Source organism: Holdemania filiformis, assembly GCF_003459085.1.
GTDB lineage: Bacteria > Bacillota_I > Bacilli_A > Erysipelotrichales > Erysipelotrichaceae > Holdemania > Holdemania filiformis.
Genome location: NZ_QRUP01000003.1, coordinates 22,042 through 47,348, shown reverse-complemented (window position 1 = coordinate 47,348; position 25,307 = coordinate 22,042). Strand labels below are relative to the sequence as shown.

Sequence of the window (25,307 nt, the reverse complement as noted above, 5' to 3'; positions counted from 1 at the left end):
ATGAAAGTCATTTTATTAAGCGATGTCAGCAAGGTAGGCAAGAAAGGCGCGATCGTGGAGGTTGCCGACGGCTATGCCCGCAACTTTTTGATCCGCAACCGGCTGGCCGTTCAGGCTACGGCCAAGAGTCTGGAAATTCTGGACGAACAGAAGGTTCAGGCGAAGCTGAACGAAAAGGAAATGGAAGCTCAGGCCCGCGAAACGTCGGCGAAGCTGGAAAAGATTATGCTTCAGTTCTCGGTTAAGAGCGGCAAGGAAGGCCGTGTCTTCGGTTCTGTATCGACGAAGCAGATCGCTCAGGAATTAGAGCGCAAACACGGCATTCATATCGACAAACGCAAGATTCTCGATACCGCACCGATCCAGAGCCTGGGTGTCACCAACGTCCGGATTGAACTGTATAAGGACGTGATCGGGACGATCCGCGTCCAGGTTACAGGAAAAGAGTAATCGCGTATGCGGCAGATGCCCAGCAGTATTGACGCCGAACAGTCGTTGTTGGGTTCGCTCTTCATCTATCCCAATAGCGTCCGCATCGCGTCTGAAGAAGGACTGCGCAGCGAAGAATTCTTTTTAGAAGCGCACCGCAAAATCTACGCCGCCGTGGAAACACTCAATGGCGAAGGCAAACCGGTCGACGCCGTATCGGTAGCCAGCCTTCTGACCGATCAAGGTCTGTTAGCTTCGGTCGGCGGTCTGGAATACATCATGCAGCTGGCGGACAGTTCCGTAACCTCTGCCAGTACGAAATACTATATCGAACTGATCCAGTCCAAAGCGTTACTGCGCAATTTGATTGAAACCGCGCAGAATATCGCCGAGGAAGGGATGCAGAATGCCGGCGACATGGAATCGATGATGGACATGGCGGAAAAGCAGATCCTCGACGTGACGCGCCGCCGCAAGACGACCGATTTTAAATCCAGCAATGAAGTCGTAAATGAAGTGATTGAAAATATTCATAAAATGAGCGCACAGAAATCCGGCGTGACCGGCGTCGCGACGGGGTACCGGGATCTGGACAACACAACCAACGGTTTCCAGCGCGGCGACCTGATCATCCTGGCGGCCCGACCTTCGATGGGCAAGACTGCTTTCGCGTTAAACGTCGCAATGCAGATCGCGCAGCTCAACCATCAGGCCGCGGCGATCTTTTCTCTGGAAATGCCTGCCGAGCAGCTGATCTCCCGTATGCTTTCCGCCAAAAGCCGGGTTCCGGGCGGCCAGCTGCGCACCGGTTTTCTCAATAACAACGAATGGAATCAGCTCAATGAAGCGGCCGCGGATTTAAAGGCGACGAAGATCTTTATCGACGATTCCCCGAATGTGCGGGTTTCCGAGATTCATTCCAAATGCCGCAAGCTTCAGGCCGAGCACGGTCTGGCCGTCATCCTGATCGACTACATTCAGCTGATCACCGGCAGCGGCCGCAATCCGGACAACCGCCAGCAGGAAGTTTCTGAAATTTCCCGCGGCTTGAAAGGGTTGGCGCGTGAGCTGCAGGTGCCGGTCATCGCCTTGTCGCAGCTGTCCCGGTCTGTTGAAAAACGTGAGGACAAGCGGCCGATGCTGTCCGACCTGCGTGAATCCGGAGCCCTGGAACAGGATGCCGACATCGTTATGTTCTTATACCGTGATGAATACTATCAGCGGGAAAAGAGCGAGGAAGGCACAGAAAAAACAGAAATCAACATCGCCAAGCATCGTAACGGTCCGACCCGTCAGATCGAGCTGGCGTTTGAACGCAACATCAACGCCTTTTACAACTATGAGAATCAGAATGGGTAACGACCCCGAAAGGGAGGATTGAATGAAAAAATGGATACCGATTGCCGCCGCGCTGATCTTGAGCGCGCTGATTGCCGGACTGTGGCCATCCCTCTCCCGGGCGAATCAGGTTGTCACGGCGCAGGGAAAGGTGGAAGAGAGTCTGCTTCCCCAGCAGGTCGCAAGTCTTTCCGCTCAGCCGCGGACGGTGAAAAAAATCTATAACGCCGGGAAACTGGTCGGCGTCGTCAACGATTACGCGAAAGTCGAAGCGCTGTTAGACGAGGTCTATCACAGCGTCTATGAAGATGATTTTCCCAATACCCGGTTAGAGCTGGGAGAAGATCTGATCGTCACCGACGAGCTGAGCTATACCCGGTATGAGAATATCGACGAGGCTATCTGCGCGTACTTAAAGGAAAACGATCTGTTTTCCGTCGAAACCAACCGGATCGATTTTTCGGATGAAAACGATGTGTACGCGACGATTTACGTTAAAAATCTCCAGGATTTCTATGATGCCCGGGATCAATACCTGTTGAATTTCGTGTCCAAAGAGACGCTGGATACAGTGCGGATGGGACAATTCACACCGGAGCTGAAAACCTACGGCACCCGCGAGGTCAGCATCGACGTGCTTGAGAAAATGACCGTGACCAGCGGCCGCGCTTCGTCTTCCAATATTTTAAAGGACAAGCAGGAAATTCTGCATTATTTAAGCTATGGCGCCGATCCGAATCTGGAAATGAAATATTACACGGTTGTGGAAGGCGATATGATCGACGGTGTCGGCACGAAGAACGGGTTGTCCGCTCAGCAGGTCGTGTCGATCAACAGCGATCAGCTGGACAATGTCGATCAGCTGATTCAGCCGGGGATGGTGCTCAACGTCACCAATTTCCAATCTCCGATCACCGTGAGAGTTACGAAAGAACGCGTGGCCAAAGAAGAAGTTTATCCGGAGGATCCGATTTATAAGGAAGATCCGAATATGAAGGAAGGCTCCTCCGTCACCGATGTCCACGCGCAGAATGGTTCGCGCAACGCGTTCTATGAGGAAGTCTGGATTAACGGCGAGAATACTGGCGGTACGTTAGTGTCCTCAATTATCACCCGCCAGCCGGTCCGCGAAGAAACGCGCGTCGGCACAAAGGTTATTCCGGGCTACGGCACCGGCACGTTCCGCTGGCCGGTCGACAATCCGTCAATTACCTGCCGCTGGGGCTGTTACAGTGGTCATCAGGCGATCGACATCAAGAATTCCTATAACCGCTACGGTAATCTGTATGCCGCCGACCGCGGCACGATCGCGGAAACCGGATACACTTCAATTAACGGCTACTATCAGATCATCGACCACAACAATGGCTATAAGACCTATTACGGCCACATGAACCGGCCAGCCTTCTTCAAGGTCGGGCAGAACGTCGAAAAGGGCGAGATCATCGGTCAGATCGGCATGACCGGCCGGGCGACCGGACCGCACGTTCATTTCTTCATCATGAAAAACGGCGTGCGTCAGAACCCGTGCAACGGGTGGCTGCCATGTTAGGCTCGATGGAATTTTACCTGTTGGCGAGCGGTTCCAAAGGCAACTGCTTTGTGTTAAAAACCGCCGCCACGCAGATCGTGATCGACTGCGGCACGACCAAGACTTATTTAACACGCAGTTTTCACATGATCGGTGTAGACTATCTGGACACAGAGGCACTGTTGGTCACCCATGGTCACCGCGACCATACAAGCCAGCTCAAGATGTTTTCCGGCGTTGAAGCCTATGCGGCTTTCGGGCTGGAAAACCGCGCGGATCAGCACTGGATCAAGCCCTACACGCCATTTCAGGTGGGCGATCTCAGAGTGACGCCGCTGCCGTTGTCCCACGATGCTGAAAATACTGTCGGCTTCGTCTTGGAAACGGCGCAGGAAAAGCTGGTTTACATTACCGATACCGGATATGTCCGGGAGGAATGCGTACCGTTGATCGCCGATGCGGACTATTATGTGATGGAAAGCAATCACGATGTGGGAATGTTGATGCAGACCCGGCGTCCGTATCCGATCAAAATGCGGATTCTTTCCGACAGCGGCCATCTGTGCAACGAGGACTGTGCCCATTTGCTGACACGCTTAGTGACGCCGCGGACCCGTTCGATCTTCTTAGCCCATCTCAGCGAAGAAGCGAACCAGCCGCAGCTGGCCTGGCAGGTCAGCGCCGACGCCTTGAAACAATGCGCCTGCCGAAAGGATTTGGTGCTGAAAGCCGCGGGCCAGTATGAAATACTCATGGGAGGATGCCGATATGAAGAAAGGCTTGATTCTGCTTACCGCCCTGTTGGCGTGCTGGAACTTAGTTCTGACCGTTGAGCTGTGGCAGGTAAAAAAAGAGAAAGCGCAAGAACAGCCGACGCAGGATCCGCAGCAGTCGACGCGTCCGGTTTCGGTCGTCACCTCGGATATCACCAAGATCGTCGAACGCAGCGAGGCGAAGGTGACGGGCGTGTCGGTGCTGGATGAAACCGGCGAAGATCTGATTGCCAGCGGCAGCGGCACCATTTACAGCACGACCGCCGAGGCTGTCTATATCATTACCAATCAGCATGTCATTGCTTCAGGAGGTCCGATTCACGTATCGTTTGCCAACGGCGAACAGCTGCCGGCGGAGTTAGTCGGAGCGGATCCCTATACCGATCTGGCGCTGTTAAAAGTGATCCCCGATTTCCGGGCTGAAGCGTTTGATCTGGGCGATTCGTCGCTGTGCAAAAAAGGCGAATGGGTCATGGCGATCGGCCATTCAATGGGAGCGGAAGCCGACGGCAGCGTGACGGTCGGCGTGATTTCCTCCAAAGACCGCACGATTTCCATGGATGTGGATAAAGACGGAACGGACGACTGGGATATGCTGGTGCTGCAGACCGACGCGGCCATCAACGCCGGCAACAGCGGCGGTCCTTTGATCAATATGAACGGCGAACTGATCGGCATTACGACGATGAAGCTGCAGGGAAATTCCACTGAAGGCATCAGCTTCGCGATCCCGATCAACGAAGTTACGACGATTGTGGAACAGCTGAAGGCCAGCGGCAAGGTCAACCGGCCGTTTGTCGGCATCAGCGGCAAGGACGTCAGCGCCCTGACCAGTTATCAGAAAAGCTATATGGGCATCAGTCTGGATCAGACCGAAGGCCTGTTGGTGACGAAGGTCGCCGAGGAATGTCCGGCTGAAAAAGCCGGCGTCCATGTCAACGACATCCTGATCCGTTTTGACGGATCGCCGGTGGACAGCTATAAGACCTTCCGCAAGCTGCTTTACGGCAAAACGATCGGCGATCCGGCCGAGCTGGTCGTCCTGCGCAACAACCAGGAAGTGAAGCTGAGCGTGACGATTGAATGATCCGGGTGATTGCCGTCGGACGCATCAAGGAAAAACCGATGCAGCAGTGCATCCAGGAATACCTCAAGCGTCTGCAGCCGTATTGTAAGACGGAGATTGTTGAAGTCGACGATATCGCAGTGCCGCAATCCAATTCGCCGGCACAAAACGAGCAGGTGAAGCAGAAGGAAGGCGAGCGGATTCTGGCGAAGCTGAAGAAGGATGAAACCGTGGTTCTGCTGGATTTAAAAGGCAAGTCGTACAGCTCGGAGCAGCTGGCGGATCAGCTCCAGCAGATTTTCAGTTATCAAGGCAGTCAGATCGCCTTTGTCATCGGCGGCTCGCTGGGCGTCAGTCCGGAAGTGATTGCCCGGGCTGATCTGCGCTGGAAGATGTCCGATCTGACGTTTCCTCATCAGCTGTGCCGTTTGTTGGTTCTTGAACAAATTTATCGAAGTTTCAGGATTTTGAATCACGAACCTTATCACAAATGAAAGCGGTGACAGAAAGCCCTATCGTTTCTTCACTTTCTTCTTGTAACACGTTCAAAAATGAGTTAAAATGAATTCAGGTAGAGCAGGAGGTAAAAAACAAAATGAAACAGATTTCTGTATTGGTTATTGATCCAGTTGGCTTACATGCACGTCCAGCAACGGTCGCTGTCAACGCTGCCAGCAAGTTTAAGAGCGAAGTGAAGGTTGCTTATAAAGGACGTTCTGTCAACATGAAATCCATCATGGGTGTTATGTCCCTGGGCATTCCGACACAGTCCGAAGTGACGGTAACCTGTGAAGGCGAAGACGAAGAAGTCGCAATCACAACAATCGAAGAAGTTCTGCGTGCACAGAAAGTAATTGCATAAGTTGGATTGAATAAGAAGATGCGCGGCATCTTCTTTTTTTTCCAAGGGTTATGTAAGCGCAAACATTGTCGAAATTGATCATCAAGGGAGGAAAAACTATGATCGAAGAATTGTATCAGCGGTGGCTGAATCATCCGCATATCGATCCGCAGCTAAAAAAAGAGCTGGCGGGCATGAGCGAGAAAGAAAAGCAGGACGCGTTCTATACGAATATTGAATTTGGAACGGCGGGCATGCGCGGCTTGTTAGGCGCGGGCACCAACCGCATCAACATCCACACGATCCGCAAGGCGAACGAGGGCTTTGCCCGCTACATCGTCGGCTGCGGCGAGGAAGCGATGCGGCGGGGCGTGGCGATCGGTTACGACAACCGTCACATGTCCAGTGAGTTTGCGCGGGAGTCCGCGGCGGTCTTAGCGAGTCACGGCATTACCAGCTATGTTTTTGAAACGCTGCGGCCGACGCCGGAGCTGTCCTTCGCTGTTCGGAATCTGAACTGCTTTGGCGGCATCATGATCACTGCTTCGCACAATCCGCGGGAATACAACGGTTATAAGCTGTATGATGAAACCGGCTGTCAGTTAGTGCCGGATTTAGCCCAGCAGGTCATCGATCAGGTCAACGCCGTTGAGGATGAACTGGCGATCGATCCGCAGCTCACATCCGCGCAGCAGGAGCTGATCCACATGATCGGCAAAGACGTCGATGAAGCTTATTATGAAAATGTGCTTTCGATTCAGTTAAATCCGGACGTCAACCGCGATCTGGTGGAAATCGTCTTCTCACCGGAACATGGCACCGCCAACATTCCGGTCCGCGAAGTCTTCACCCGCGCCGGTTATCATTTCACGCCGGTTGAGGAACAGTGCACGCCGGATCCGGATTTCTCCTGCACCAAGACTCCGAACCCGGAAGAAAAGGGCGCTTACGAGCTGGCGTTAAAGCTGGCTGAAGAAAAGAAGGCCGATATCATTCTGGTCTGCGACCCGGATGCCGACCGGATGGGCGTCGGCGTGCTGCACGAGGGTGAGTATGTGCTGCTCAGCGGCAACCAGAGTGGTTCCGTTTTGATCGAATACATCCTTTCTCAGCTGCAGGCGAAGGGGCAGATGCCGCAGAATCCGGTGATGTTCAATACGATCGTTACCAGCGATCTGGGTGAAAAGATTGCTTCTAAATATGGCGTGGAAACGGAAAAGACGCTGACCGGCTTCAAGTTCATCGGCGAAAAGGTTGCCAAGTATGAAAAGACGCAGGCCAAGAACTATGTGTTCGGTTATGAGGAAAGCTATGGTTCCCTGATCAAACCGTTTGTCCGCGATAAAGACGCGCCGCAGGCTTGCCTGATGTTAGCGGAAGCGGCTTGCTTCTATAAAGCTCAGGGCAAGACACTGGTCGACGTGCTGAACGGTCTGTATGCCGAACTGGGTTATTACAAGGAGAGCCAGACTTCGCTGACATTAAAGGGTCAGGAGGGCGCGCTGCGGATCAAGGAGATCCTGGACACGCTGCGCAAGGACAAGCCGGCGCAGATCGGCGGTACTGCGGTTGTCGCGATCGAGGACTATCAGGAAGCAACCCGCGAGGAAAATGGCGTGATCGCCGCTTTGGAAGGCTTCTCCAGAAGCAACGTGCTGAAATACTATCTGGCCGACGGATCCTGGATTGCGATCCGTCCAAGCGGCACTGAACCGAAATGCAAGTTCTATTACTGCATCAAGGGCGCCAGCGCGCAGGATGCCGAAGCCAAGACCGAAATCATGCAGAAAGCGATTGCCGATTTAGTCGCATAAGTGATAAAAAGAAATCAGATCCCGAAGTTCAGGATCTGATTTTCTTTTTCAGCAGTTCTTTGACTTGTTTTCGCTGTTCGTTTTTGTCTTCAATCTGCATCAGGACGCCGAACAAACGGGTCAGTTCTTCCTCGTTCAGCATGGCGAGCGCGCTTTCATCCCGTTCTGTCAGAATCATCCGCTGATTCAGGATGAACTTGATCAACGCACGCTGTCCTGCTTCCCAGCCGTCGTGAAAGCCGGCCTCCCGCTCTTTTTCCAGCCTGCGCTGTTCGTCAATTTTATCAAACTGTGCGCGCATGCAGGCAATCGCCATCCCGGTGTCTTTTAAATAATCGCCGCGGCTTTCTTTCTTTTCCGGATCGGATTTCTCAGAATGCGAATTCAGGATCCGCTGGCTTACGAGCGTTTCAATTTGTTTCCGCAGATCCTTGCCGTTTTCAAGAAGATCGATCATTTTGAGCAAGGTCCGGATGTCTTCTTCCTCAAGCAGCGGAATCAGGCTTCTCTCACTTTCTGTCAGCGTCATCCGCTGTTGAACAAGATCCAGGAATAAAGCCCGCCGGCCTTCGATCAAGCCTTCCGTCCGTCCCGCTTTCCAGCCGTTATCCCACGCTTGTTCTTTGCTGCCGCCCAGGACTAACCATTCGTCGATTTCGTCAAAGTAATCCCGGACCCGGTTCAGCAACGTGTCGGTGTCTGTTAGAAATTCCAGTTCTTTTTCGGTCATCTGCGTGCACTCCTTTTCTATAATATTTCAATTGAGTTAATTATAACTCAAAATAGTTTGCTGATCAAGACTGTTCCAGTTTTTATCAATTCCGATTCAACTTTCCGCAGTTGCTTACAGGGAGGGAAAGGAAGGCCTCAACGCATCGATCCGCTTCCTTTAAATTGGAATATAAATTCAGAAAAAAATTCTTGAACTGAAAAAAGTGTTCCTGTATAATACTCCCATTGAACAAAGGGGTTCATGAAATGTCAGTTTTTCATGTCCCCTTTTTCTTATTGAAATTGAGGTGAAGCCGATGCTGAAAAACAAGCAATTTTCCTTCCGTCCGATTCAGGAATACGATGTCCGGTTTAACCGGCTGATCTTTAGCGGATTGCCGGAAGCAATGCCCGGGCTGACACAGCGGCGGGGATATATCCGCTGTCCGTTGTCCACACTAACAGAGGAAAGACAGGCGAAACCGAATGTTAACCGTATTGTTGGTGAATAATGCGTTAAGCGCAGAGATGCGTTTAAATAGTATAATCCGCCGGATCGGCGGACAACTCGTGGACCAGGCCGGTACCCTGGCCGCCATGACGCCGCTGTTAAAACTGCAGCCCTTGACGCTGGTCTTGATCGACCTGCCGTCCCAGGAAGAAACTGCGCTTCCAATCTTGCTAAAGCAGGCGGCGGACTATCCGGACACGTTTTTTCTGTTCTGGACGGCGTCTGAAAAACAAAGGAAGACGGAATGGAAGAACGTACTGTTGTGCGAACGTCCGGTGCGGTTGGATCCGCTGCTGAATCAAATCGCGGATCAAGCCCCGGCGCTGCTTCAGCGCAGTCCGGCTTTGAAGAGACTTGCGGCACAAAGCCGGCAAATCCGTCAGGCGAAGCAGGTATTGATGGAAACGGGGATGAGCGAGGACGAAGCCCATCACGCTTTGGAAAAAATGGCGATGAATTTACGGATCAGCCGCGGCGAAGCCGCCCGGAAGGTCTTATCTGAGAACAAACAAAAGTGAGGAGATGAAAGTATGAAATATATCTTTGTAACTGGCGGCGTCGTTTCCGGGTTAGGAAAAGGCATTACCGCCGCTTCGTTGGGCCGGCTGTTGAAATCCCGGGGATTAAAAGTCGCATCCCAGAAACTGGATCCCTATATCAATGTCGATCCCGGAACGATGAGTCCTTATCAGCATGGCGAGGTATTCGTCACCGAAGACGGCGCGGAAACCGATCTGGATTTGGGCCATTATGAACGATTTATCGACGAAGACCTGAACCGGTTTTCCAACCTGACGACCGGCAAGGTGTATTGGAATGTCTTAAATAAGGAACGCCGGGGCGAATATCTCGGAGAAACCGTGCAGGTGATTCCGCATATTACCAATGAGATTAAAAAATTTATTTATTCAGTCGGCGAGTCTTCCAATGCAGACATCGTCATTACGGAGATCGGCGGGACAATCGGCGATATCGAAAGTCAGCCGTTTATCGAGGCAATCCGCCAGATTTCGCTGGAAGTGAAAAAGGAAAACTGCCTGTTCATCCATGTGACCTTGATTCCCTATATTGAAGGCAGCGGTGAACTGAAATCCAAACCGACCCAGCATTCTGTCCGCGAACTGCGCGCCAACGGGATTACGCCCGATCTCATCGTCTGCCGCTGCGATCAGTCGCTGCCCTCTGCTTTAAAAGAAAAAATCAGTCTGTTCTGCAACGTTCAGCCGGACTGCGTGATTGAAAACCGCACGGTGCCGGTGCTTTATGAAGCGCCGCTCATGCTTCAAAAACAGCGCCTGTCGGACAAGGTGTGCGAGCTGCTTCAGCTGGATTGCCCGGAGTGCGATCTGCGCGAATGGAATCAGATGCTCGACCGGATCCGTCAGAGCCGCGAGCATGTCACAATTGGTTTAGTCGGGAAATATGTGAAGCTGCGCGATGCTTATTTATCGGTGGCCGAAGCGCTGCGTCATGGCGGGTATGCCAATGGCGCGCAGGTGGAAATCCGCTGGATCGAAGCGGAAACCGTTACTGAAGAAAGCGCGGAAGTTATCCTGGGCGATTGCGATGGAATTTTAGTTCCCGGCGGTTTCGGCGACCGGGGGATTGAAGGGAAGATTGCGGCGGCGCACTATGCCCGGCGTTATCAGATTCCTTATCTGGGAATTTGTCTGGGGATGCAGACGGCTGCGATTGAATTCGCCCGTCATGCGTTAGGCTATACTGATGCGCATTCGCGTGAATTTGACCCGGCCAGTCCGCATAAGATCATTGATTTCATGGCAGATCAATCGGATGAACTGGAAAAGGGCGGTACAATGCGGTTAGGCGCCTATCCTTGTCTTATCCAGCCGCATTCGCGCTTAGCTTCGATCTACGGCGGCATCGAGATCCGGGAACGTCACCGTCATCGTTATGAGTTTAACAATGCTTACCGGGAAGAATTTGAAGCGCATGGGATGCGGATCAGCGGAACTTCTCCGGACGGCCGTCTGGTCGAAGCGATCGAATTGGCAGATCATCCGTATTTTATTGCGGTGCAGTATCACCCGGAATTCAAGAGTCGTCCCAACAAAGCTCATCCGTTATTTTCCGGTCTGATCGCCGCGGCGCTGAACCGTCAGAAGAATAACAGGGAAGGGTAAAGCACATCGCTGATTCCCGCTCCGCGTTTCACCGATATAAGAGCGTAAGGATAAAACCAATCCAGCTTTCTTGAAGCTGTTGAACAGATCCGCAAAAGGAATCAGTTGTGCGAGATTCCCCCGGAAAGAAGCTGAAGGCCAGGCCAAAACCAGGGTGCTAGTTAAAGAAAGTTCAGTTACTGCACGCTGGAAACAGGAAAAGTTAAAAGGGTTACTTCGCGAGTTTCAAAGGTAATAAAAAACAGAACACCTTGAAACCCCTTGAGAACATCTTGATTTCAGGCTGATTACAGAGTCAGCCGGCAGTTTTTAGCGGGGCCTGTCTTCTTTTCTATCCTCCTTGGCAAAGTGAAAGAAGATAAATTTAGAAGCATAATTAAATTTATAAAAACACTTGAAATAACTCAAGAATGGCCTATACTATGGGTGTAGGGACGCTTGAGAAAGCGATACCCGTCAGACACTATCTCTTATTTGAGAAGTGGTGGACAGATAAGTGCCGGTTACTTTTGGTGGAGTTTGCGGCACTTTTTCTTTCGAGTTCTATAATTTTTAAGATGCAGTCAAGACAGGTTGTCAGAAGCTGGGCAACCGCCAGAATGTCCCTTATCGTTAAAGAAGACAAAAGTTCCATGAAAAATTTCATAGAAAGCCCCTCCTTTCCAGAGCTGAGAAAACAAGCTCGAAAAACAAATGAATCAAAAGAAATGATCCATCCAGGACGGGCAGCCGCCTTATCAAAGACCCTACATCTTTAATATTGCGCAAAATTCAAAAAAGCCTCCTGAGAAAATGAAAAAAGTAAAATTACTTTTAAGTTTTAGTAAAACTTCAAAGAGCTCACTTTTAAATTGTATTCATTTTCAGTAGGAAAGTATGAAATCTATTAATAAAGAATCCCCGGATAATCCTGAAACGTAACCGCTGCGATTTGGCGGAGAGATCAATCTATTTTTTAGGAAATTCCCACGATTTCGCGTCAGGAATTCTATTATTGCAACCAGTTGACTGTATCTGACCATAAATTTAGCGCAGCTTTTTCTAGTCTCTTTCAGTATTTTTTAATGAGGTAACCGGGTTTAATGCTTTGAAATAACGAGTTTTTATGCGTAAATGTAAACTGGAATACCACAAAAATAAACACCGTTTCGTGTTGGATTAAGACAGCGTACTTATTTTCGCTCCTGAATAAAAATTTTGTTCAAACTTTAGTTCAAACGACCCTGGAAGTAGTTGACAACTTTTTTGTTTGAGCATATAATATTAACAGATTTAGACCGTTGGATGATATGATAACGCGCTGTGAGATCATGCTTCAAGAGGTGATTTCGAGCGCGTTTTAGCTTATTGACCCGAAAGTTCTAAATTCAATAAGGAGGGTATTTCATAATGAATACTGGAAAAGTAAAATGGTTTAACGCTGAGAAGGGCTACGGATTTATCTCTGACGACAACGGACAGGGTGATATCTTCGTTCATTTCTCTGGCATCAACGGCAGCGGCTACAAGTCCCTGGAAGAAGGACAGAAGGTTTCTTACGACGTTGAAAACGACGAAAGAAGCGGCAAGACACGCGCAGTCAACGTTACCGTTCTTTAATCAAACCAACCTACTTTGAGGCCTGCGGGCCTCTTTTATTTTATATAAAAACGGAAAAGGAGAATGAAGCAAAGGAGGAGCGCTGATGATCAAATCGTTCAACGATGCGGAAATGACCGAGGTCTACCGGCAGGCGATGAAACAGGATTTTCCGCCGGACAAATTAAAACCGCTGAGCCGCATTTTGGCGCAGAAGCGAAAGAATATCGCGCTATGCTTAGGCTATTTCGAGCAGGATAAGCTGATCGGTTATGCCGTACTGGAACAAGACACAGCGCAGCGCTGCCTGTTGCTGGACTATTTTGCCATCATACCGTCATCCCGCGGGCAGGGGTGGGGAACCCGGTTTTTGAACGAGTTGAAAACGATGTTTGCCGACCGGGAAATGATCGTCATTGAAGCCGAAGCCGCGCCGACGGAACAAGCGCGGAAGCGGATCGCCTTTTATCAACGCGCCGGAGCGCGGTTAACCGGGATCCGGCTGCATCTCTATCATGTCGATTACGCCGTACTGGTGCTGGATCTGGCGGCCAGTCTGGACGATCCGCAGCTCCGCCGCCGTATTTCAGCGCTTTATCAACGGATCTACCCGGCGGTTTTCCGCAAACTGTATCTGCGCATGAAATAAAGGAGGGCTTCACGATGACAAAAACGAAAGAGGAAAAACTTCAGGTGTTAGTTCAGCTGGCAGAGCTGTTCAATGAACATGAAATTCAATGGGCTGTCGGCGGTTCGCTGCTGCTCTATTTTAAAGGTCTGGTTTCCGACTTTCACGATCTCGATCTGATGATTGATGAACAGGCCGGCGAACAGGTTGCTCAACTGTTAGAGCCGCTCGGTACCCGCCGTCCGTTTATCCCGTCGCCCGCCTTTCAGACGCGCTGCTTTATGGAATTTCTGATCGACGGCGTCGAAATCGATGTGATCGGCGGACTGGCTATCGTCAGCGAAGGTCACGTTGATGAGCTTCCTCTTCGCAGTGAGGAGATCGAGGAAGGATTCAGACTGGAGGGACAGCGGATTCCGCTGCATTCTTTGCGGGTCTGGGAAACCTATTACACATTGATGGGACGAACGGAAAAAGCAGAGATTCTGCGCCGGGCGCAGAAGAAAGCAAAGTTTTGAAGGACCGATGTTTTATCGGCTGAATGTAAAAAAATATCCGTCGGTTATCATTCGGCAATGACGGCAAAAACGACTGGTTGCAGGATCGGATAAAAACAAGTAAGCGGGCAAAACGCCCGCTTCTTTCGTTGAGGTAATCATTTCCAGGGGTGTTATATCGCTGAAAAAACAGGAAAAACCGGGATGAAAAAGGCTGAACAAAATGCGAAAGGGCTTACAAAAGATGACAAGAAAAGATTGAACTGTCGGGGGCAATGTTGTAATATGATAGTAGATAGAACAAAGGCGGAAGCCGCTCTCTTTTTAATTCAGATCTGGAGGAATGAAGATCATGATGCTGAAAAAACGCTGGAAGGAATAGACATGTTCAGCGGTTTTCGGCATAAAAGAAAAGAGAGAGAAACAGGAGGAAATCCATGAATCAGACAACACTCATTGAAAGCTTTCATCAGGGGCACTGCATTGACGCTTACGAGCTGTTCGGCGCTCATTTCACGTATGAACGCGTTAACGGCGTGCGTTTTACGGTCTATGCGCCGCATGCGCGCAGCGTTCAGGTCGTCGGCGATTTTAACGGTTGGAACGGCGAGAATGCGAACATGGAGCGGCTGCCGGAGGATCAGGGCATCTGGAGTCTGTTTATCCCGGATTTAAAAGAAGGTCAGCTGTATAAATACCGGATTGAGGATTCGGCCGGCAACGTTTTCGATAAGTCCGACCCCTATGCGTTTTACAGCGAGATGCGTCCGAACAGCGCTTCGGTCATCGTCAATCTGAAAGGCTTTCAGTGGAAGGATCAGATCTGGCTGGGCGAACGCTCCAAGAACTTCTCCGAGCCATTGAACATCTATGAGGTTCACGCCGGCAGCTGGAAAAAGAACGGCCCTTATTGGCTAAGCTACCGCGAGCTGACGAAGGAGCTGATTCCGTACGTCAAGGAGCATGGTTTTACGCACATCGAGCTGATGCCGCTGAACGAACATCCGTTCGACGGCAGCTGGGGATATCAGGCCAGCGGTTATTTCAGCTGTACTTCCCGTTATGGCCAGTGCAAGGATCTGATGGAATTCATCAACGAATGCCACCGTCAGCACATCGGCGTTATCCTCGACATGGTTCCGGTGCATTTCGTCAAGGACAGTCACGGGCTCCGTTACTTTGACGGCGAAGCGCTGTATGAATATCCGAACGTCAACGACGCCCACAGCGAATGGGGCACGATGAACTTTGATTTGTGGAAAGAAGAAGTCCGCAGCTTCTTAATGTCTTCGGCTTCATTCTGGTGCGATCTGTACCACATCGACGGCATCCGCATCGACGCCGTCAGCAACATCATCTACTGGGGCGGAAACAAGAACCGCGGCACCAACGAGGGCGCGCTTGCGTTTATCCGCCGTCAGAACTATTATTTGTCGAAGAAATATCCGGAGGTCATGTTGATCGCGGAGGATTCCTCGGATTATCCGAAGGTCACCAAGTCGACGCTCGAGCTGGGGCTGGGCTTCGATTATAAGTGGGATCTGGGCTGGATGAACGATACCCTCAAATATTACGGACGCGATCCGATCTACCGCAAATATCACCACAACGAGCTGACGTTCTCGATGGCCTACTTCTATTCCGAACGCTTCATCCTGCCGTTAAGCCACGACGAGGTCGTGCATGGCAAGCATACGATTGTCGACAAGATGTGGGGCAGCTACGATCAGAAATTCGCGCAGGCCAAAAACCTCTATCTCTATCAATTCACCCATCCGGGCAAGAAGCTGAACTTTATGGGCAATGAGATTGGCATGTTCCGTGAATGGGACGAAGCCCGCGAGATGGACTGGTTTTTACTGGGGTATTCCCGTCACGCGGCGTTCGCGCGGTATTTCCAGGATATCAGCCGGATTTACTCCCATCACCGGGCGCTGAGCCGCTATGATTACGATCACCAGTATTTCCGCTGGATCGACGCCGATAACGGCGATCAGAGCGTTTACAGCTATTATCGCGAAGATGAACAAAATATCATGGTCGTCGTGCTCAACATGACACCGGCGTCTTATGAACATTTCCGGATCGGTGTGCCGCAGGCCGGATCCTACAGCGAGCTGATCAATACGGAAAAAGATATCTACGAAGGCTGCAATATGTGCAACTTCAAACCGGTGGCGACCGAAACACTGCCGGCGCATCACTTTGAACAATCGCTGGACATCCGCGTTGCACCGTTTGCGGGCATCCTGTTGATCTGCAAGAAAGCGGCGAAGAAAAAAACCGCAAAAAAGGCAGAAAAAGCAGGCGCGGAGAAACCGGAGAAGAAAACCGCGGCCGCCGAGGAACCGGCGAAAACTACGGTAAAAAAGAAAAAAACGACCGTCCGAAAGAAAGCCGAATAGGGAAAAAAGCATCGCCCCTGCAGCACACGGAAGTATCGGGGAATTCGCTGCAGGGGCTCTTTTCTTGAAAAAGATCTGATTAAACAGGAATCAGGATTAAAGGAAAAAACGAATAGTAACGCTGTTTTAGGTAAAAATGAAGAAGTAACCGCTTTTATTAACAGGAAGCGATTGCGTTTTAGGGAAAAACTGGTAAAATACACGCGGGAGGAATTTTATGTTCAATAACAAACAGGAATTCGTAGAAGAATTCACCAAACGGATTGAAGAAAATTACGGACGCTCTGTCGAACAGTCCCATCCGACAGAACGGTTTATGGTGCTGGGCGAGATGGTCCGTGATTTTGCGGGGATCCATTGGAAAGAAACCAAAGAGAAGATCGCTGCCGACGAAGCGAAGCAGATGTATTACTTCTCAATGGAATTCTTGATCGGCCGGCTTTTAACCAATAATTTAATGAACTTAGGCATTTACGAGCTTGTCCGCGACGGCTTGCAGGATCTGGACATCGACATCAACGAGCTGGAAGACCTGGAATCCGATGCGGGTCTGGGCAACGGCGGTCTGGGCCGCTTAGCCGCCTGCTTCCTGGATTCGCTGGCCTCGCTGCAGCTGCCGGGCAACGGCAACTGTATCCGTTATCAATACGGACTGTTCCGCCAGAAGATCGAAAACGGCTATCAGGTGGAGGTTCCGGATCAGTGGCTGAAACTGGGCAACGTCTGGGAAGTCCGTAAACCGAAGAGCGCGGTCGACGTGAAGTTCTGGGGACACGTCGAAATGCGCAAAAATGAAAACGGCGAACTGATTTTCGATCATGTCGATGCGGAACACATCCGCGCTGTGCCTTACGATATGCCGGTGGTCGGTCATGGCACCAAGGAGACCAACACGCTGCGCTTATGGTCAGCGGAGGCTTCCGATATCATCCCGACCAATAAGGATTTCCGGCTGTATTTACAGGAGCTGCAGGAAATCTGTCTGAACGTGTACCCGGACGATTCGACCGACGATGGCAAGATCCTGCGTCTGAAGCAGCAGTATTTCTTTGTTTCCGCCGGCGTGAAGTCGATCATCCGCTCACATCTGCGCGTATATCCGACGCTTGACAACCTCGGTGAAAAGATCGCGATCCAGCTCAACGACACCCATCCGGTGCTGGCGATTCCGGAACTGATGCGCGTTCTGATGGACGAGTATCACTACGATTGGGATCACGCGTGGGCGATCACGAACTCCGTCATGGCGTACACCAACCACACGATCTTGTCGGAAGCGCTGGAAAAATGGCCGATTGCCTTCGTGCAGCGGCTGCTTCCAAGAATTTATATGATCATCGAGGAAATCAACCGCCGCTTCTTAAAGGAAGTCGCGGAGAAGTTCCCGTATGAGCGCGACATGGCTTACCGCGTCGCGATCCTGAAAGACGATCAGGTCCACATGGCTTCGCTGGCCGTTGTCGGATCCCACAGCGTCAACGGCGTCGCGCAGCTGCATACGGACATTCTGATCAACGATTTGTTCCACGACTTTGTCCGGCTGTATCCGGATAAGTTCAATAACAAGACCAACGGCATCACGCACCGCCGCTGGCTGTTGTACTCCAACCCGCAGCTGCGGAAAATGCTCGACGAGCTGATCGGCGAAGGCTATGAGTATGATCTCAACGAAATTGAAAAGCTGATGGAGTATGTTGATGATCCGGCGATTCAGAATCAGTTTCTGGAGATCAAGCATCAGCGCAAGGAAATCCTGGCGAAGCTGGTCAAAGACCGCTGCGGCGTCGAGATTGATCCGAATTCCATCTTTGACGTTCAGGCCAAGCGTCTGCATGCTTACAAGCGGCAGCTGCTCAACGCCCTGCACATTATCTACCTCTATCAGCGGATGAAGGAAGATCCGTCGTTTACGATTACGCCGACGACGTTCATCTTCGCGGCCAAAGCAGCCCCGGCGTATTACTTCGCCAAGAAAGTCATCAAGCTGATCAACAGTCTCGGCGATGTGATCAACAACGACCCGGCGGTCAATTCGATGTTAAAAGTCGTATTCATCCCGAATTACAGCGTATCCATCGCGGAAGTGCTGATGAACGCGGCGGATGTGTCCGAACAGATTTCCACGGCAGGCAAGGAAGCCAGCGGTACCGGCAACATGAAGTTCATGATGAACGGGGCGGTGACGCTGGGCACGCTGGACGGCGCCAACGTCGAGATCGACGAACGCGTCGGCCGTGAGAACGACGTGATCTTCGGCTTAACCGTCGATCAGGTGACGGAACTGAAGAAGAACTACAACGCCTGGGATTACTACAACGGCGACGAACGCATCAAAAAAGCGGTCGATTCGCTGGTGGACGGCACCTGGGCAGAGGATCACGACGAGTTCAAGCTGATCTTCGACGAACTGATGTATAAGAACGACGAATATCTGTTGTTAGCGGATTTTGACAGCTATGTCAAGGCGCATGAAGAAATTCAGCGGCGCTACGGCAACCGCGGCCAGTGGGCAAAAGCCTGCCTGGTCAACATCGCGAAGTCGGGCTATTTCAGCTCTGACCGCACAATCCAGCAGTACGCTTCAGAAATCTGGCATATTACACCAGTCCGGATCGACGATAAATAAGGAAGTCTTCCCGCGTTTTTCAAGAAACGCGGGATTTTCTTTTGCTTTCCTTTAAAAAGTCGGCGGGAAATGCTTGTTGTGTACTGGGCTTGTCCATTATAATAGAAGAACAGGCAATTTCAATACGAGTAAAAGACGACATCAGAAAAGAGGGAACGTATGAAAGAGAATACAAGCATGGAAGCTTTTCTGGACGATTACGGGAAAATAGTTGTATATTTGTCACAGCGGTTTTATAACGGGAAAAGCGACCGGTTTTATCTGGAACGTCCGCAGGGGGAAGCGACGGCCTGCCAGATCCGGGAGCTGGAATCGCATGAAAGCTATACGCGGTATACGCTGACGGGGCCGGCCGAGGTTCAGATCGGAGAAGCTTTGGAAATCGTGGAGGAACATGGACACCGCGCGGTGCTGCAATACCGCCGGATCGTTCAGACTGCCCGGTTTGACGAGGACTATGCGTATGAGGGCGAACTGGGCGCATTCTGTGAGGAAAACCAGACACGGTTTGCGCTGTGGGCGCCGACAGCCTGCGAGGTGCAGCTGGATCTTCGCTTAGCAGACAAACAGGTGCTGGCCGCGATGACGCGAGGAGAAAAAGGCGTCTGGCGTTTCACGGCGGACGGCGATTGGGATGGAGGAACCTATCTGTACCAGGTCAAGGTCAACGGAGAACTTCATCTGAGCCCGGATCCTTACGCGTTGTCGTCCACGGCTAACGGCCGCCGCAGCGGCCTGGTCAACTGGAAACGGATGGCGCAGATGCCCAAATCTGCATTGCCGCCCTTTACCCGTTACACGGATGCGGTGATTTACGAATTGAGTGTGCGGGATTTTACCCACCAGGCTCAGTGCGGAACCCGCACGCACGGCCAGTACCGTTCACTGTGCGAAGTCGGTACGACGCTGCAGGGCAAGCCGACTGGCTTGGATTATCTTGCTTCGCTGGGCGTGACGCACGTGCAGCTGATGCCGGTCGCCGATTTTGCGACAGTCGATGAGGAACATCCGGAGCTGTTTTATAACTGGGGCTATGATCCGTTGCAGTACGGCTGTCCGGAGGGAAGCTATGCCAGCGATCCTAATGATCCGCGCTGCCGCGTTCGCGAATTAAAGCAGCTGATCGCCACACTCCATGCGCGCGGACTGCGCGTCAATCTGGACGTCGTGTTCAACCATCACTATGATATCCAGTTCTCTGCGTTCGGCCAGTGCGTGCCGTATTACTATTTTCGCACTACGCCGTCGGGCTTTCTGTCCAACGGTTCTTTCTGCGGAAACGATACGGATTCGATAAAACGAATGATGCGCAAGTACATCGTCGATATCGTGTGCCGTTGGATTGAGGTTTATGACGTCGACGGTTTCCGCTTTGACTTAATGGGCATTCATGACGTCGACACAATGAACGCTGTCGTCGCGGCGGGCCGCCAACTCAAGCCGGAGTTAATGGTTTATGGCGAGGGCTGGGATTTGCCGACGGCACTCAACGACGATCTCAAGGCCTGTCAGCGTAACAACGCGAAAATGCCGCAGGTAGCGCATTTCAATGATTACTTCCGCGACGTCGTCAAAGGCAAGACCTCCGATTTCGACGTGCAGGCCAAGGGCTATGCCACAGGCAACCTGTTTCAGGCCCACGATATGCCGTCCGCATTGTGCGCCAACACGCTGAACAAGGAAATGTATAAGATTTATCAACAGCCTACCCAAAGTATCAACTATGTCGAATGTCATGACAACGCGACGAGCTGGGATAAGATGAAGGACTGCTGCAAGGATGAGGTGCGGGAGATCCGCGTAAAGCGCCAGAAGCTGATGATCGCCGTAACGCTGGTCGCTCAGGGCGTGCCGTTTTTACAGAGCGGCCAGGAATTCTGCCGGACAAAATACGGCTATCACAATACCTACAACGCGCCGGATAACGTGAACCAGATCGATTGGGAACGCAAGAACCGGCACAATGAGGTCGTTGAATTTACCCGCGACTGTCTGCGGCTGCGCAAGCTGATCCGCGCGTTCCGTTTTGCCAGCGCCGAGGAAATCGAAAGTCATGTCCATTTTGAAGTGACGGAAGGCCAGATGCTGCTGTATCAGCTTAACGACGTGGAAGCTTACGGCGGCTATCAGACGATCAAGGTGTTCTTCAATCCGTCGCTGACTGTGCAGTATGTCGAACTGGAGGAAGATTATCAACAGATTTTCAACGAAGCCGGTCTGTTGACCACGCCGGTCATGGTTCGCAATCTGGCGGTCAATCCGATCACCATGGTGGTTGTCGTCAAATAATCCCAAAGCGCGGGCAGCCGCGCTTTTTTCGTGGCTCCCTTAGCTTCCTACCCGATTGCGAATTTAGAACGCGATAGAGAAGTGTTTATAATCGAATCCACTGCGAAAGGCTGGGGGAGAGTCTGACAGAAGTCCTGCGGAAGGCCGCTCAGGATTTCTGTTTTTTTGCTTTTGTTCATGAATTCGCAAATTTTCTTGACAGCGGCAAGCGCTTTGTTATAATAAAACCGAACATGTTCTGTTTTAGAAAAGGAGAGGAACTATGAGAAAAAGAATTCAGATCATCTTGGCAGCTTTGCTTATATTCAGCATGACTGCCTGCGCGAAAACGCCGGCGGCGGAAACAGAAGCCAGCGCGCTCAGCGGCGTTCAGGACGGCGTGTATGAAGGCGTAGGGACGGGCCATGGCGGAGAGGTAAATGTAGAAGTCGAAATTAAGCAGGAGAAAATCACGCAGGTCAGCGTCAAGGAACACCAGGAAACCGCGGGAATCAGCGATAAGGCGTTGGAAACAATCCCGGCGGCGATTGTGGAAACACAGTCGCTGGCGGTCGATACGGTTTCCGGTGCAACCGAGTCTTCCAACGCTATTTTAGAGGGCGCTGCAGCGGCGCTGACGCAGGCCAAGGCGGATATCGAATTGTTGAAAACACCGCGGGAAACACCGGATACGCCGCGGGAAACGATTGAAAAAGAGGCCGATATCGTCGTGATCGGCGGCGGTGCGGCGGGATTAACCGCGGCGATCGAAGCCTCTGCGGACGGCGCCAACGTCATCTTGATTGAGAAAACAGGCAGTCTGGGCGGCAGCACCGCACTTTCCGAAGGACGGATCTTAGCTGCCGACAGCGTGCTTCAGCGGGAACAGGGAATCGAGGATTCGCCTGAACTGTTCGCGGACTTTATGATTTCGATGGGTGACGGACTTGTCAACGAAGACAAACTGCGCCTGATCGCGGAAAATTCCAGCGCGAATATCGACTGGCTGATCGCGCAGGGCGTTTCGTTCTCCGACGAGATCACCACGCCGAATCCGGCGATGAAGCCGAACCGGGGGTTGATCGTCGAAGGAAAAACCGGCGTGAATTTAATCAAACCGCTGGAAGCCCGAGCGCTGGAACAGGGTGTTGAAATCCTGCTGGAAACCCGCGGCACTCATTTAATTGTCAATGACGGCGTTATTGCGGGTGTGCAGGCGGAACAGAAAAATGCTGATGTGACGCTCAACGCACCGGCGGTGATTCTGGCCACGGGCGGTTATGACCGCAATCCTGAGCTGATGCAGGAATATTCTCCGACCTATGCCAATGCGCGGACGAATACCGGCGCCGGCAACACCGGCGACGGCCTGATCATGGCCCGCGAGATCGGCGCGAACATCATCGGCAACGACAGCGCGATTGCGCAGATTCTGCCTTATGGCGGTGCGTTGGGCGAGTTGTTCACCTATTCCGGTCTGTTTGTCAGCGTCAAAGGGGAACGCTTTATGGATGAATCCAGCCCGCGGCCGGTCCGCACGCCGATCGTTCTGCGTGAAACCGGAGCTCCGGAGTTTTTCATCATTCTGGACAATGCCGGCGAATCAGAAGGCTTGAACGCAGCGCTGGAAGACGGCTCAGCGTACAAAGCGGATACGTTGGAAGCCCTGGCTTCATTGACCGGGATGGACGCCGAACGGTTGACGGCCTCCGTGAACCGGTATAATGAACTCGCCATTTCCGGCAACGATGAAGATTTCGGCAAAGCGGCCGAGCTGATGAGCGAAGTGACGGCTGCGCCATATTATGCCGTCAGATGTACGATGAACACCGCCGGAACCTTCGGTGGCCCGCAGACCAATCTGAAGTATGAAGTTCTGGATACGACGGGTCAGGCAATTCCAGGCCTGTATGCGGCTGGGGAAGTCAGCACCGGCGATCTGATCAATAAAGAATATCCGGGCAGCGGCACCTCGATCGCAAACTGCATCAATTCCGGCCGGATCGCCGCCGCCAGCGCCCTTGCTTACGGCAAGACGCTGAAATAATCGGTTATTCGGATCACGCGCAGCGACGGGAAGATGTCGTTAAGCTATTTATAACATTAAAAAAAGAAGCTGGCTCACAAGACTGATCAAAGTCTTGCTTAGCCAGCTTTCATTGTATGGGAAAGAAGCGGAAGTCTGGATTAAAGTAAAGCGTCAGAAACGGCGATCAGCTGGATCAAATGCTCCACCTGACACGATAAATTGCCGCGCAGATCATAATGGCCGTCTTCAATGCAGTAACGGATCATGTTGCCAATGACGAGGATGAAGAAATGATTGACGATATCTTCGCATTCAAATTCCATTTTCATCTGACCCTGCGCCTGCGCTTTTTCAAGCAGCTCCCGAATGACCGCCCGCTGGCGTTCTAAAGGCAGCCGCGTATGATTGATGTTGTAGGTGTAGATGTATTTCAGCCGTTTTACCGGCGTGTTCAGCGTGCCTTGAATCTGAAATTCCAGGTAGGTCCGCAGCGCGTCCCAGACGGCCAGGTTCTGAAGCTGGTTTTGCCGGAGCGTTTCTACCCGTTGGGCGTTCGATAAGTAAAATTCAATAATCAGATCGTCGATGGATTGAAAGTAATGGTAGAAACTGCCGATGGAAACTCCGGCCGCCTGGCATAACTCACGCACTGTCATTTCGTCAAAGGTGCCCGCGTCTAACCGCAGCTGTGCCTGGGCCAGTATCTTTTCTTTGTTCGATGGTTTTCTCATGCGAAAATTATAGCATAAATTATGGTAAAATAAAGTCGGTACGCTTTGAAAGCCGACAGGGCAAATGCAGCAGAAGCGTAAGCTGCCGGGAATTTCAAACGCGAAATAGAGAAGCCGGATTTTGAATTTGATAAGGAGGACCAGGATGATTGCTAATGTTCATTCCCATTCCCGCTGGTGCCGGCATGGCCGGGGAACGCTGGAAGAGTATGTGAAAGAAGGGCTGCGCTGCGGCCTGGAAGAAATGGCGGTGTGCGAGCATGTGGCCAGCGAACGGCCGATGGGGCCGCGGATGACCTGGGGCGAGATGCCGGCGTTTCTGGCGGAGGCGGATGATGTCATTTTACGCTATGGTGATCAGATCTCTCTTTTCAAAGCGCTGGAATGCGAATATTTCCCGGAAGAAATGAATCGCTTTGCCAATCTGCGCGATCATCAGAACGTAAAGCTGTGGATTCTGGGGCAACATGAAAGCGCCGATCATCGTTACGATTATTTCGCAATGCAGGACCGGGATCGGGAAACCTGGCAATATACCGAAGATGTGATCGCCGCGCTGAACACCGGATTCTTTCAGTTGCTCGCCCATCCCGACGTGATCATGGTGAATTACGAGCAGCCGACGCCGCTTCTGCTGGAATGCATGGACCGGATCTTTGCGGAATGTGAAAGACGGGACGTGGCGGTGGAAATCAACGCAAACGGCCTGCGCCGCTCAGTTGGCTATCCGAACGCCCAGATCTGGAATCTCAGCAAGCGCTACAAGCTGACGACGATCATCAGCTCGGACGCTCATGATCCGCGCAATCTGGTCGACGGCGCGGTGCGTCAGGCGGAACAGCTGGCGGCGGAGTGGGGAATCGCGGTCACGTCCAAACTGACGTTTTAAACAGGAAGCGAATCCAGTGAAACGACGCTGTTTCATGGATAAGACTGACTTCGCAGCGTGATTGCCAAAGCTGCTGAAACAGTGTATGATTAAACGGATATCAAGTTGACGCGGAAAGTGAAAGGAGGCGGAAGCCGATGATTTCTGGTTTTTTACGATGGCTGTCGCTGAGCTTCTGCCTGCTTTTATCCTGGAGCTTGCTTGCCATACCGCAGACCCGGCTGCCGCAGCCGGCCCTGACGATACAGACGGAGGCGGCTGGTGAGAAGGAAGCGCAGCTGCAGAGTGCGGAAACACTGAATAAGAAACGCTCCGGGACGCCTTCAACGCCGTTGATGACCGGCGGAGTTCAGCCGGTCCTGGCTCAGACGCCGCTCAACTTATGGAATGTTGTGCCGGTTATCCATCGCAGCGCACAGAGAGCGAAACCGAAAATTTTAGCCGTGCCGGTCGGCCGGCTGGCCCCGCCGGCTCCTGTTTGGACCCTTTAAAAAGAAT

Annotated in this window: 24 protein-coding genes; 22 read left to right on the top strand and 2 right to left on the bottom strand. The window is 51.8% G+C overall.

Annotation, left to right across the window (positions count from 1 at the left end):
• The 8 genes from rplI (at position 1) to DWY25_RS03525 (ending at position 7,792) form a co-directional block, all read left to right on the top strand.
• Positions 1 to 450 (top strand): 50S ribosomal protein L9, encoded by a 450-nt coding sequence (rplI, locus tag DWY25_RS03560; RefSeq protein ID WP_117893752.1) that lies wholly within the window; start codon positions 1 to 3, stop codon positions 448 to 450.
• A gap of 6 nt (positions 451 to 456) precedes the next feature.
• Positions 457 to 1,788: a replicative DNA helicase gene (dnaB, locus tag DWY25_RS03555; RefSeq protein WP_006057566.1), complete on the top strand. Its 1,332-nt coding sequence runs from the start codon at positions 457 to 459 to the stop codon at positions 1,786 to 1,788.
• A 22-nt stretch (positions 1,789 to 1,810) separates the two neighbouring features.
• The gene (locus tag DWY25_RS03550) at positions 1,811 to 3,319 is read left to right on the top strand and encodes a M23 family metallopeptidase (protein WP_117893749.1); all 1,509 of its coding nucleotides are present in this window, start codon (positions 1,811 to 1,813) and stop codon (positions 3,317 to 3,319) included.
• Complete coding sequence (locus tag DWY25_RS03545) at positions 3,313 to 4,131, top strand: MBL fold metallo-hydrolase (RefSeq protein ID WP_117893746.1); 819 nt, start codon at positions 3,313 to 3,315, stop codon at positions 4,129 to 4,131. Before DWY25_RS03550 ends, DWY25_RS03545 begins: the two co-directional genes overlap by 7 nt.
• Positions 4,067 to 5,158, top strand: a complete 1,092-nt coding sequence (locus tag DWY25_RS03540) for a S1C family serine protease (protein ID WP_117893743.1) — start codon at positions 4,067 to 4,069, stop codon at positions 5,156 to 5,158. The genes DWY25_RS03545 and DWY25_RS03540 overlap by 65 nt, the downstream gene beginning before the upstream one ends.
• A complete protein-coding gene (rlmH, locus tag DWY25_RS03535) occupies positions 5,155 to 5,631 on the top strand; it encodes a 23S rRNA (pseudouridine(1915)-N(3))-methyltransferase RlmH (RefSeq protein ID WP_117893740.1) in 477 nt (158 codons plus the stop codon). Before DWY25_RS03540 ends, rlmH begins: the two co-directional genes overlap by 4 nt.
• A gap of 101 nt (positions 5,632 to 5,732) precedes the next feature.
• Positions 5,733 to 5,999: an HPr family phosphocarrier protein gene (locus tag DWY25_RS03530; protein ID WP_006057571.1), complete on the top strand. Its 267-nt coding sequence runs from the start codon at positions 5,733 to 5,735 to the stop codon at positions 5,997 to 5,999.
• A gap of 98 nt (positions 6,000 to 6,097) precedes the next feature.
• A complete protein-coding gene (locus DWY25_RS03525) occupies positions 6,098 to 7,792 on the top strand; it encodes a phospho-sugar mutase (RefSeq protein ID WP_006057572.1) in 1,695 nt (564 codons plus the stop codon).
• Between the two features lie 28 nt (positions 7,793 to 7,820).
• On the opposite strand, the gene DWY25_RS03520 is transcribed toward DWY25_RS03525, so the two are convergent.
• A complete protein-coding gene (locus DWY25_RS03520) occupies positions 7,821 to 8,522 on the bottom strand; it encodes a hypothetical protein (RefSeq protein WP_117893737.1) in 702 nt (233 codons plus the stop codon).
• Between the two features lie 298 nt (positions 8,523 to 8,820).
• Here DWY25_RS03520 and DWY25_RS03515 point away from each other — a divergent pair, with 298 nt between their 5' ends.
• The 12 genes from DWY25_RS03515 to DWY25_RS03460 all read left to right on the top strand — a co-directional run bounded on the left by DWY25_RS03515 (position 8,821) and on the right by DWY25_RS03460 (position 23,207).
• Positions 8,821 to 9,015: a hypothetical protein gene (locus DWY25_RS03515; protein ID WP_117893734.1), complete on the top strand. Its 195-nt coding sequence runs from the start codon at positions 8,821 to 8,823 to the stop codon at positions 9,013 to 9,015.
• Positions 8,990 to 9,532, top strand: a complete 543-nt coding sequence (locus tag DWY25_RS03510) for an ANTAR domain-containing protein (RefSeq protein ID WP_117893732.1) — start codon at positions 8,990 to 8,992, stop codon at positions 9,530 to 9,532. The genes DWY25_RS03515 and DWY25_RS03510 overlap by 26 nt, the downstream gene beginning before the upstream one ends.
• Before the next feature lie 12 nt (positions 9,533 to 9,544).
• Positions 9,545 to 11,158 (top strand): CTP synthase, encoded by a 1,614-nt coding sequence (locus DWY25_RS03505; protein ID WP_117893729.1) that lies wholly within the window; start codon positions 9,545 to 9,547, stop codon positions 11,156 to 11,158.
• Between the two features lie 422 nt (positions 11,159 to 11,580).
• Entirely contained in the window at positions 11,581 to 11,916 is a 336-nt protein-coding gene (locus DWY25_RS03500) for a hypothetical protein (protein WP_117893727.1), read from the top strand.
• A 631-nt stretch (positions 11,917 to 12,547) separates the two neighbouring features.
• Positions 12,548 to 12,757, top strand: coding sequence for a cold-shock protein (locus DWY25_RS03495; protein WP_006057580.1), 210 nt, complete (start codon positions 12,548 to 12,550; stop codon positions 12,755 to 12,757).
• Positions 12,758 to 12,842: 85 nt separating this feature from the next.
• Positions 12,843 to 13,385 carry a GNAT family N-acetyltransferase gene (locus tag DWY25_RS03490; protein WP_117893724.1) on the top strand — a complete coding sequence of 181 codons (543 nt, stop codon included), beginning with the start codon at positions 12,843 to 12,845 and terminating at the stop codon, positions 13,383 to 13,385.
• Between the two features lie 14 nt (positions 13,386 to 13,399).
• Complete coding sequence (locus DWY25_RS03485; RefSeq protein WP_117893721.1) at positions 13,400 to 13,882, top strand: nucleotidyltransferase domain-containing protein; 483 nt, start codon at positions 13,400 to 13,402, stop codon at positions 13,880 to 13,882.
• Positions 13,883 to 14,065: 183 nt separating this feature from the next.
• Positions 14,066 to 14,302 (top strand): hypothetical protein, encoded by a 237-nt coding sequence (locus DWY25_RS03480; protein WP_117893718.1) that lies wholly within the window; start codon positions 14,066 to 14,068, stop codon positions 14,300 to 14,302.
• The gene (glgB, locus tag DWY25_RS03475) at positions 14,299 to 16,266 is read left to right on the top strand and encodes a 1,4-alpha-glucan branching protein GlgB (RefSeq protein WP_117893715.1); all 1,968 of its coding nucleotides are present in this window, start codon (positions 14,299 to 14,301) and stop codon (positions 16,264 to 16,266) included. Before DWY25_RS03480 ends, glgB begins: the two co-directional genes overlap by 4 nt.
• A 217-nt stretch (positions 16,267 to 16,483) precedes the next feature.
• A complete protein-coding gene (locus DWY25_RS03470) occupies positions 16,484 to 18,892 on the top strand; it encodes a glycogen/starch/alpha-glucan phosphorylase (protein WP_117893711.1) in 2,409 nt (802 codons plus the stop codon).
• A 159-nt stretch (positions 18,893 to 19,051) separates the two neighbouring features.
• Positions 19,052 to 21,181, top strand: a complete 2,130-nt coding sequence (gene pulA / locus DWY25_RS03465; protein WP_117893708.1) for a type I pullulanase — start codon at positions 19,052 to 19,054, stop codon at positions 21,179 to 21,181.
• Positions 21,182 to 21,443: 262 nt separating this feature from the next.
• Positions 21,444 to 23,207 (top strand): FAD-dependent oxidoreductase, encoded by a 1,764-nt coding sequence (locus DWY25_RS03460; protein WP_117893705.1) that lies wholly within the window; start codon positions 21,444 to 21,446, stop codon positions 23,205 to 23,207.
• A 140-nt stretch (positions 23,208 to 23,347) separates the two neighbouring features.
• Here DWY25_RS03460 and DWY25_RS03455 read toward each other — a convergent pair whose 3' ends face one another.
• Positions 23,348 to 23,920 (bottom strand): TetR/AcrR family transcriptional regulator, encoded by a 573-nt coding sequence (locus tag DWY25_RS03455; RefSeq protein ID WP_117893702.1) that lies wholly within the window; start codon positions 23,918 to 23,920, stop codon positions 23,348 to 23,350.
• A 145-nt stretch (positions 23,921 to 24,065) separates the two neighbouring features.
• Between DWY25_RS03455 and DWY25_RS03450 the strand changes: the two genes are divergently transcribed.
• Both DWY25_RS03450 and DWY25_RS03445 read left to right on the top strand, forming a co-directional pair.
• Positions 24,066 to 24,809, top strand: a complete 744-nt coding sequence (locus tag DWY25_RS03450) for a PHP domain-containing protein (protein WP_117893700.1) — start codon at positions 24,066 to 24,068, stop codon at positions 24,807 to 24,809.
• A 137-nt stretch (positions 24,810 to 24,946) separates the two neighbouring features.
• Positions 24,947 to 25,300 (top strand): hypothetical protein, encoded by a 354-nt coding sequence (locus DWY25_RS03445; protein WP_117893697.1) that lies wholly within the window; start codon positions 24,947 to 24,949, stop codon positions 25,298 to 25,300.
• The last annotated feature ends 7 nt before the right edge of the window (positions 25,301 to 25,307 follow it).

Bases quoted from the DNA above. Each gene is read 5' to 3' on its own strand.
- rplI (WP_117893752.1), top strand. From the start codon at position 1: ATGAAAGTCATTTTATTAAGCGATGTCAGCAAGGTAGGCAAGAAAGGC.
- dnaB (WP_006057566.1), top strand. From the start codon at position 457: ATGCGGCAGATGCCCAGCAGTATTGACGCCGAACAGTCGTTGTTGGGT.
- DWY25_RS03550 (WP_117893749.1), top strand. From the start codon at position 1,811: ATGAAAAAATGGATACCGATTGCCGCCGCGCTGATCTTGAGCGCGCTG.
- DWY25_RS03545 (WP_117893746.1), top strand. From the start codon at position 3,313: ATGTTAGGCTCGATGGAATTTTACCTGTTGGCGAGCGGTTCCAAAGGC.
- DWY25_RS03540 (WP_117893743.1), top strand. From the start codon at position 4,067: ATGAAGAAAGGCTTGATTCTGCTTACCGCCCTGTTGGCGTGCTGGAAC.
- rlmH (WP_117893740.1), top strand. From the start codon at position 5,155: ATGATCCGGGTGATTGCCGTCGGACGCATCAAGGAAAAACCGATGCAG.
- DWY25_RS03530 (WP_006057571.1), top strand. From the start codon at position 5,733: ATGAAACAGATTTCTGTATTGGTTATTGATCCAGTTGGCTTACATGCA.
- DWY25_RS03525 (WP_006057572.1), top strand. From the start codon at position 6,098: ATGATCGAAGAATTGTATCAGCGGTGGCTGAATCATCCGCATATCGAT.
- DWY25_RS03520 (WP_117893737.1), bottom strand. From the start codon at position 8,522: ATGACCGAAAAAGAACTGGAATTTCTAACAGACACCGACACGTTGCTG.
- DWY25_RS03515 (WP_117893734.1), top strand. From the start codon at position 8,821: ATGCTGAAAAACAAGCAATTTTCCTTCCGTCCGATTCAGGAATACGAT.
- DWY25_RS03510 (WP_117893732.1), top strand. From the start codon at position 8,990: ATGTTAACCGTATTGTTGGTGAATAATGCGTTAAGCGCAGAGATGCGT.
- DWY25_RS03505 (WP_117893729.1), top strand. From the start codon at position 9,545: ATGAAATATATCTTTGTAACTGGCGGCGTCGTTTCCGGGTTAGGAAAA.
- DWY25_RS03500 (WP_117893727.1), top strand. From the start codon at position 11,581: ATGGGTGTAGGGACGCTTGAGAAAGCGATACCCGTCAGACACTATCTC.
- DWY25_RS03495 (WP_006057580.1), top strand. From the start codon at position 12,548: ATGAATACTGGAAAAGTAAAATGGTTTAACGCTGAGAAGGGCTACGGA.
- DWY25_RS03490 (WP_117893724.1), top strand. From the start codon at position 12,843: ATGATCAAATCGTTCAACGATGCGGAAATGACCGAGGTCTACCGGCAG.
- DWY25_RS03485 (WP_117893721.1), top strand. From the start codon at position 13,400: ATGACAAAAACGAAAGAGGAAAAACTTCAGGTGTTAGTTCAGCTGGCA.
- DWY25_RS03480 (WP_117893718.1), top strand. From the start codon at position 14,066: ATGAAAAAGGCTGAACAAAATGCGAAAGGGCTTACAAAAGATGACAAG.
- glgB (WP_117893715.1), top strand. From the start codon at position 14,299: ATGAATCAGACAACACTCATTGAAAGCTTTCATCAGGGGCACTGCATT.
- DWY25_RS03470 (WP_117893711.1), top strand. From the start codon at position 16,484: ATGTTCAATAACAAACAGGAATTCGTAGAAGAATTCACCAAACGGATT.
- pulA (WP_117893708.1), top strand. From the start codon at position 19,052: ATGAAAGAGAATACAAGCATGGAAGCTTTTCTGGACGATTACGGGAAA.
- DWY25_RS03460 (WP_117893705.1), top strand. From the start codon at position 21,444: ATGAGAAAAAGAATTCAGATCATCTTGGCAGCTTTGCTTATATTCAGC.
- DWY25_RS03455 (WP_117893702.1), bottom strand. From the start codon at position 23,920: ATGAGAAAACCATCGAACAAAGAAAAGATACTGGCCCAGGCACAGCTG.
- DWY25_RS03450 (WP_117893700.1), top strand. From the start codon at position 24,066: ATGATTGCTAATGTTCATTCCCATTCCCGCTGGTGCCGGCATGGCCGG.
- DWY25_RS03445 (WP_117893697.1), top strand. From the start codon at position 24,947: ATGATTTCTGGTTTTTTACGATGGCTGTCGCTGAGCTTCTGCCTGCTT.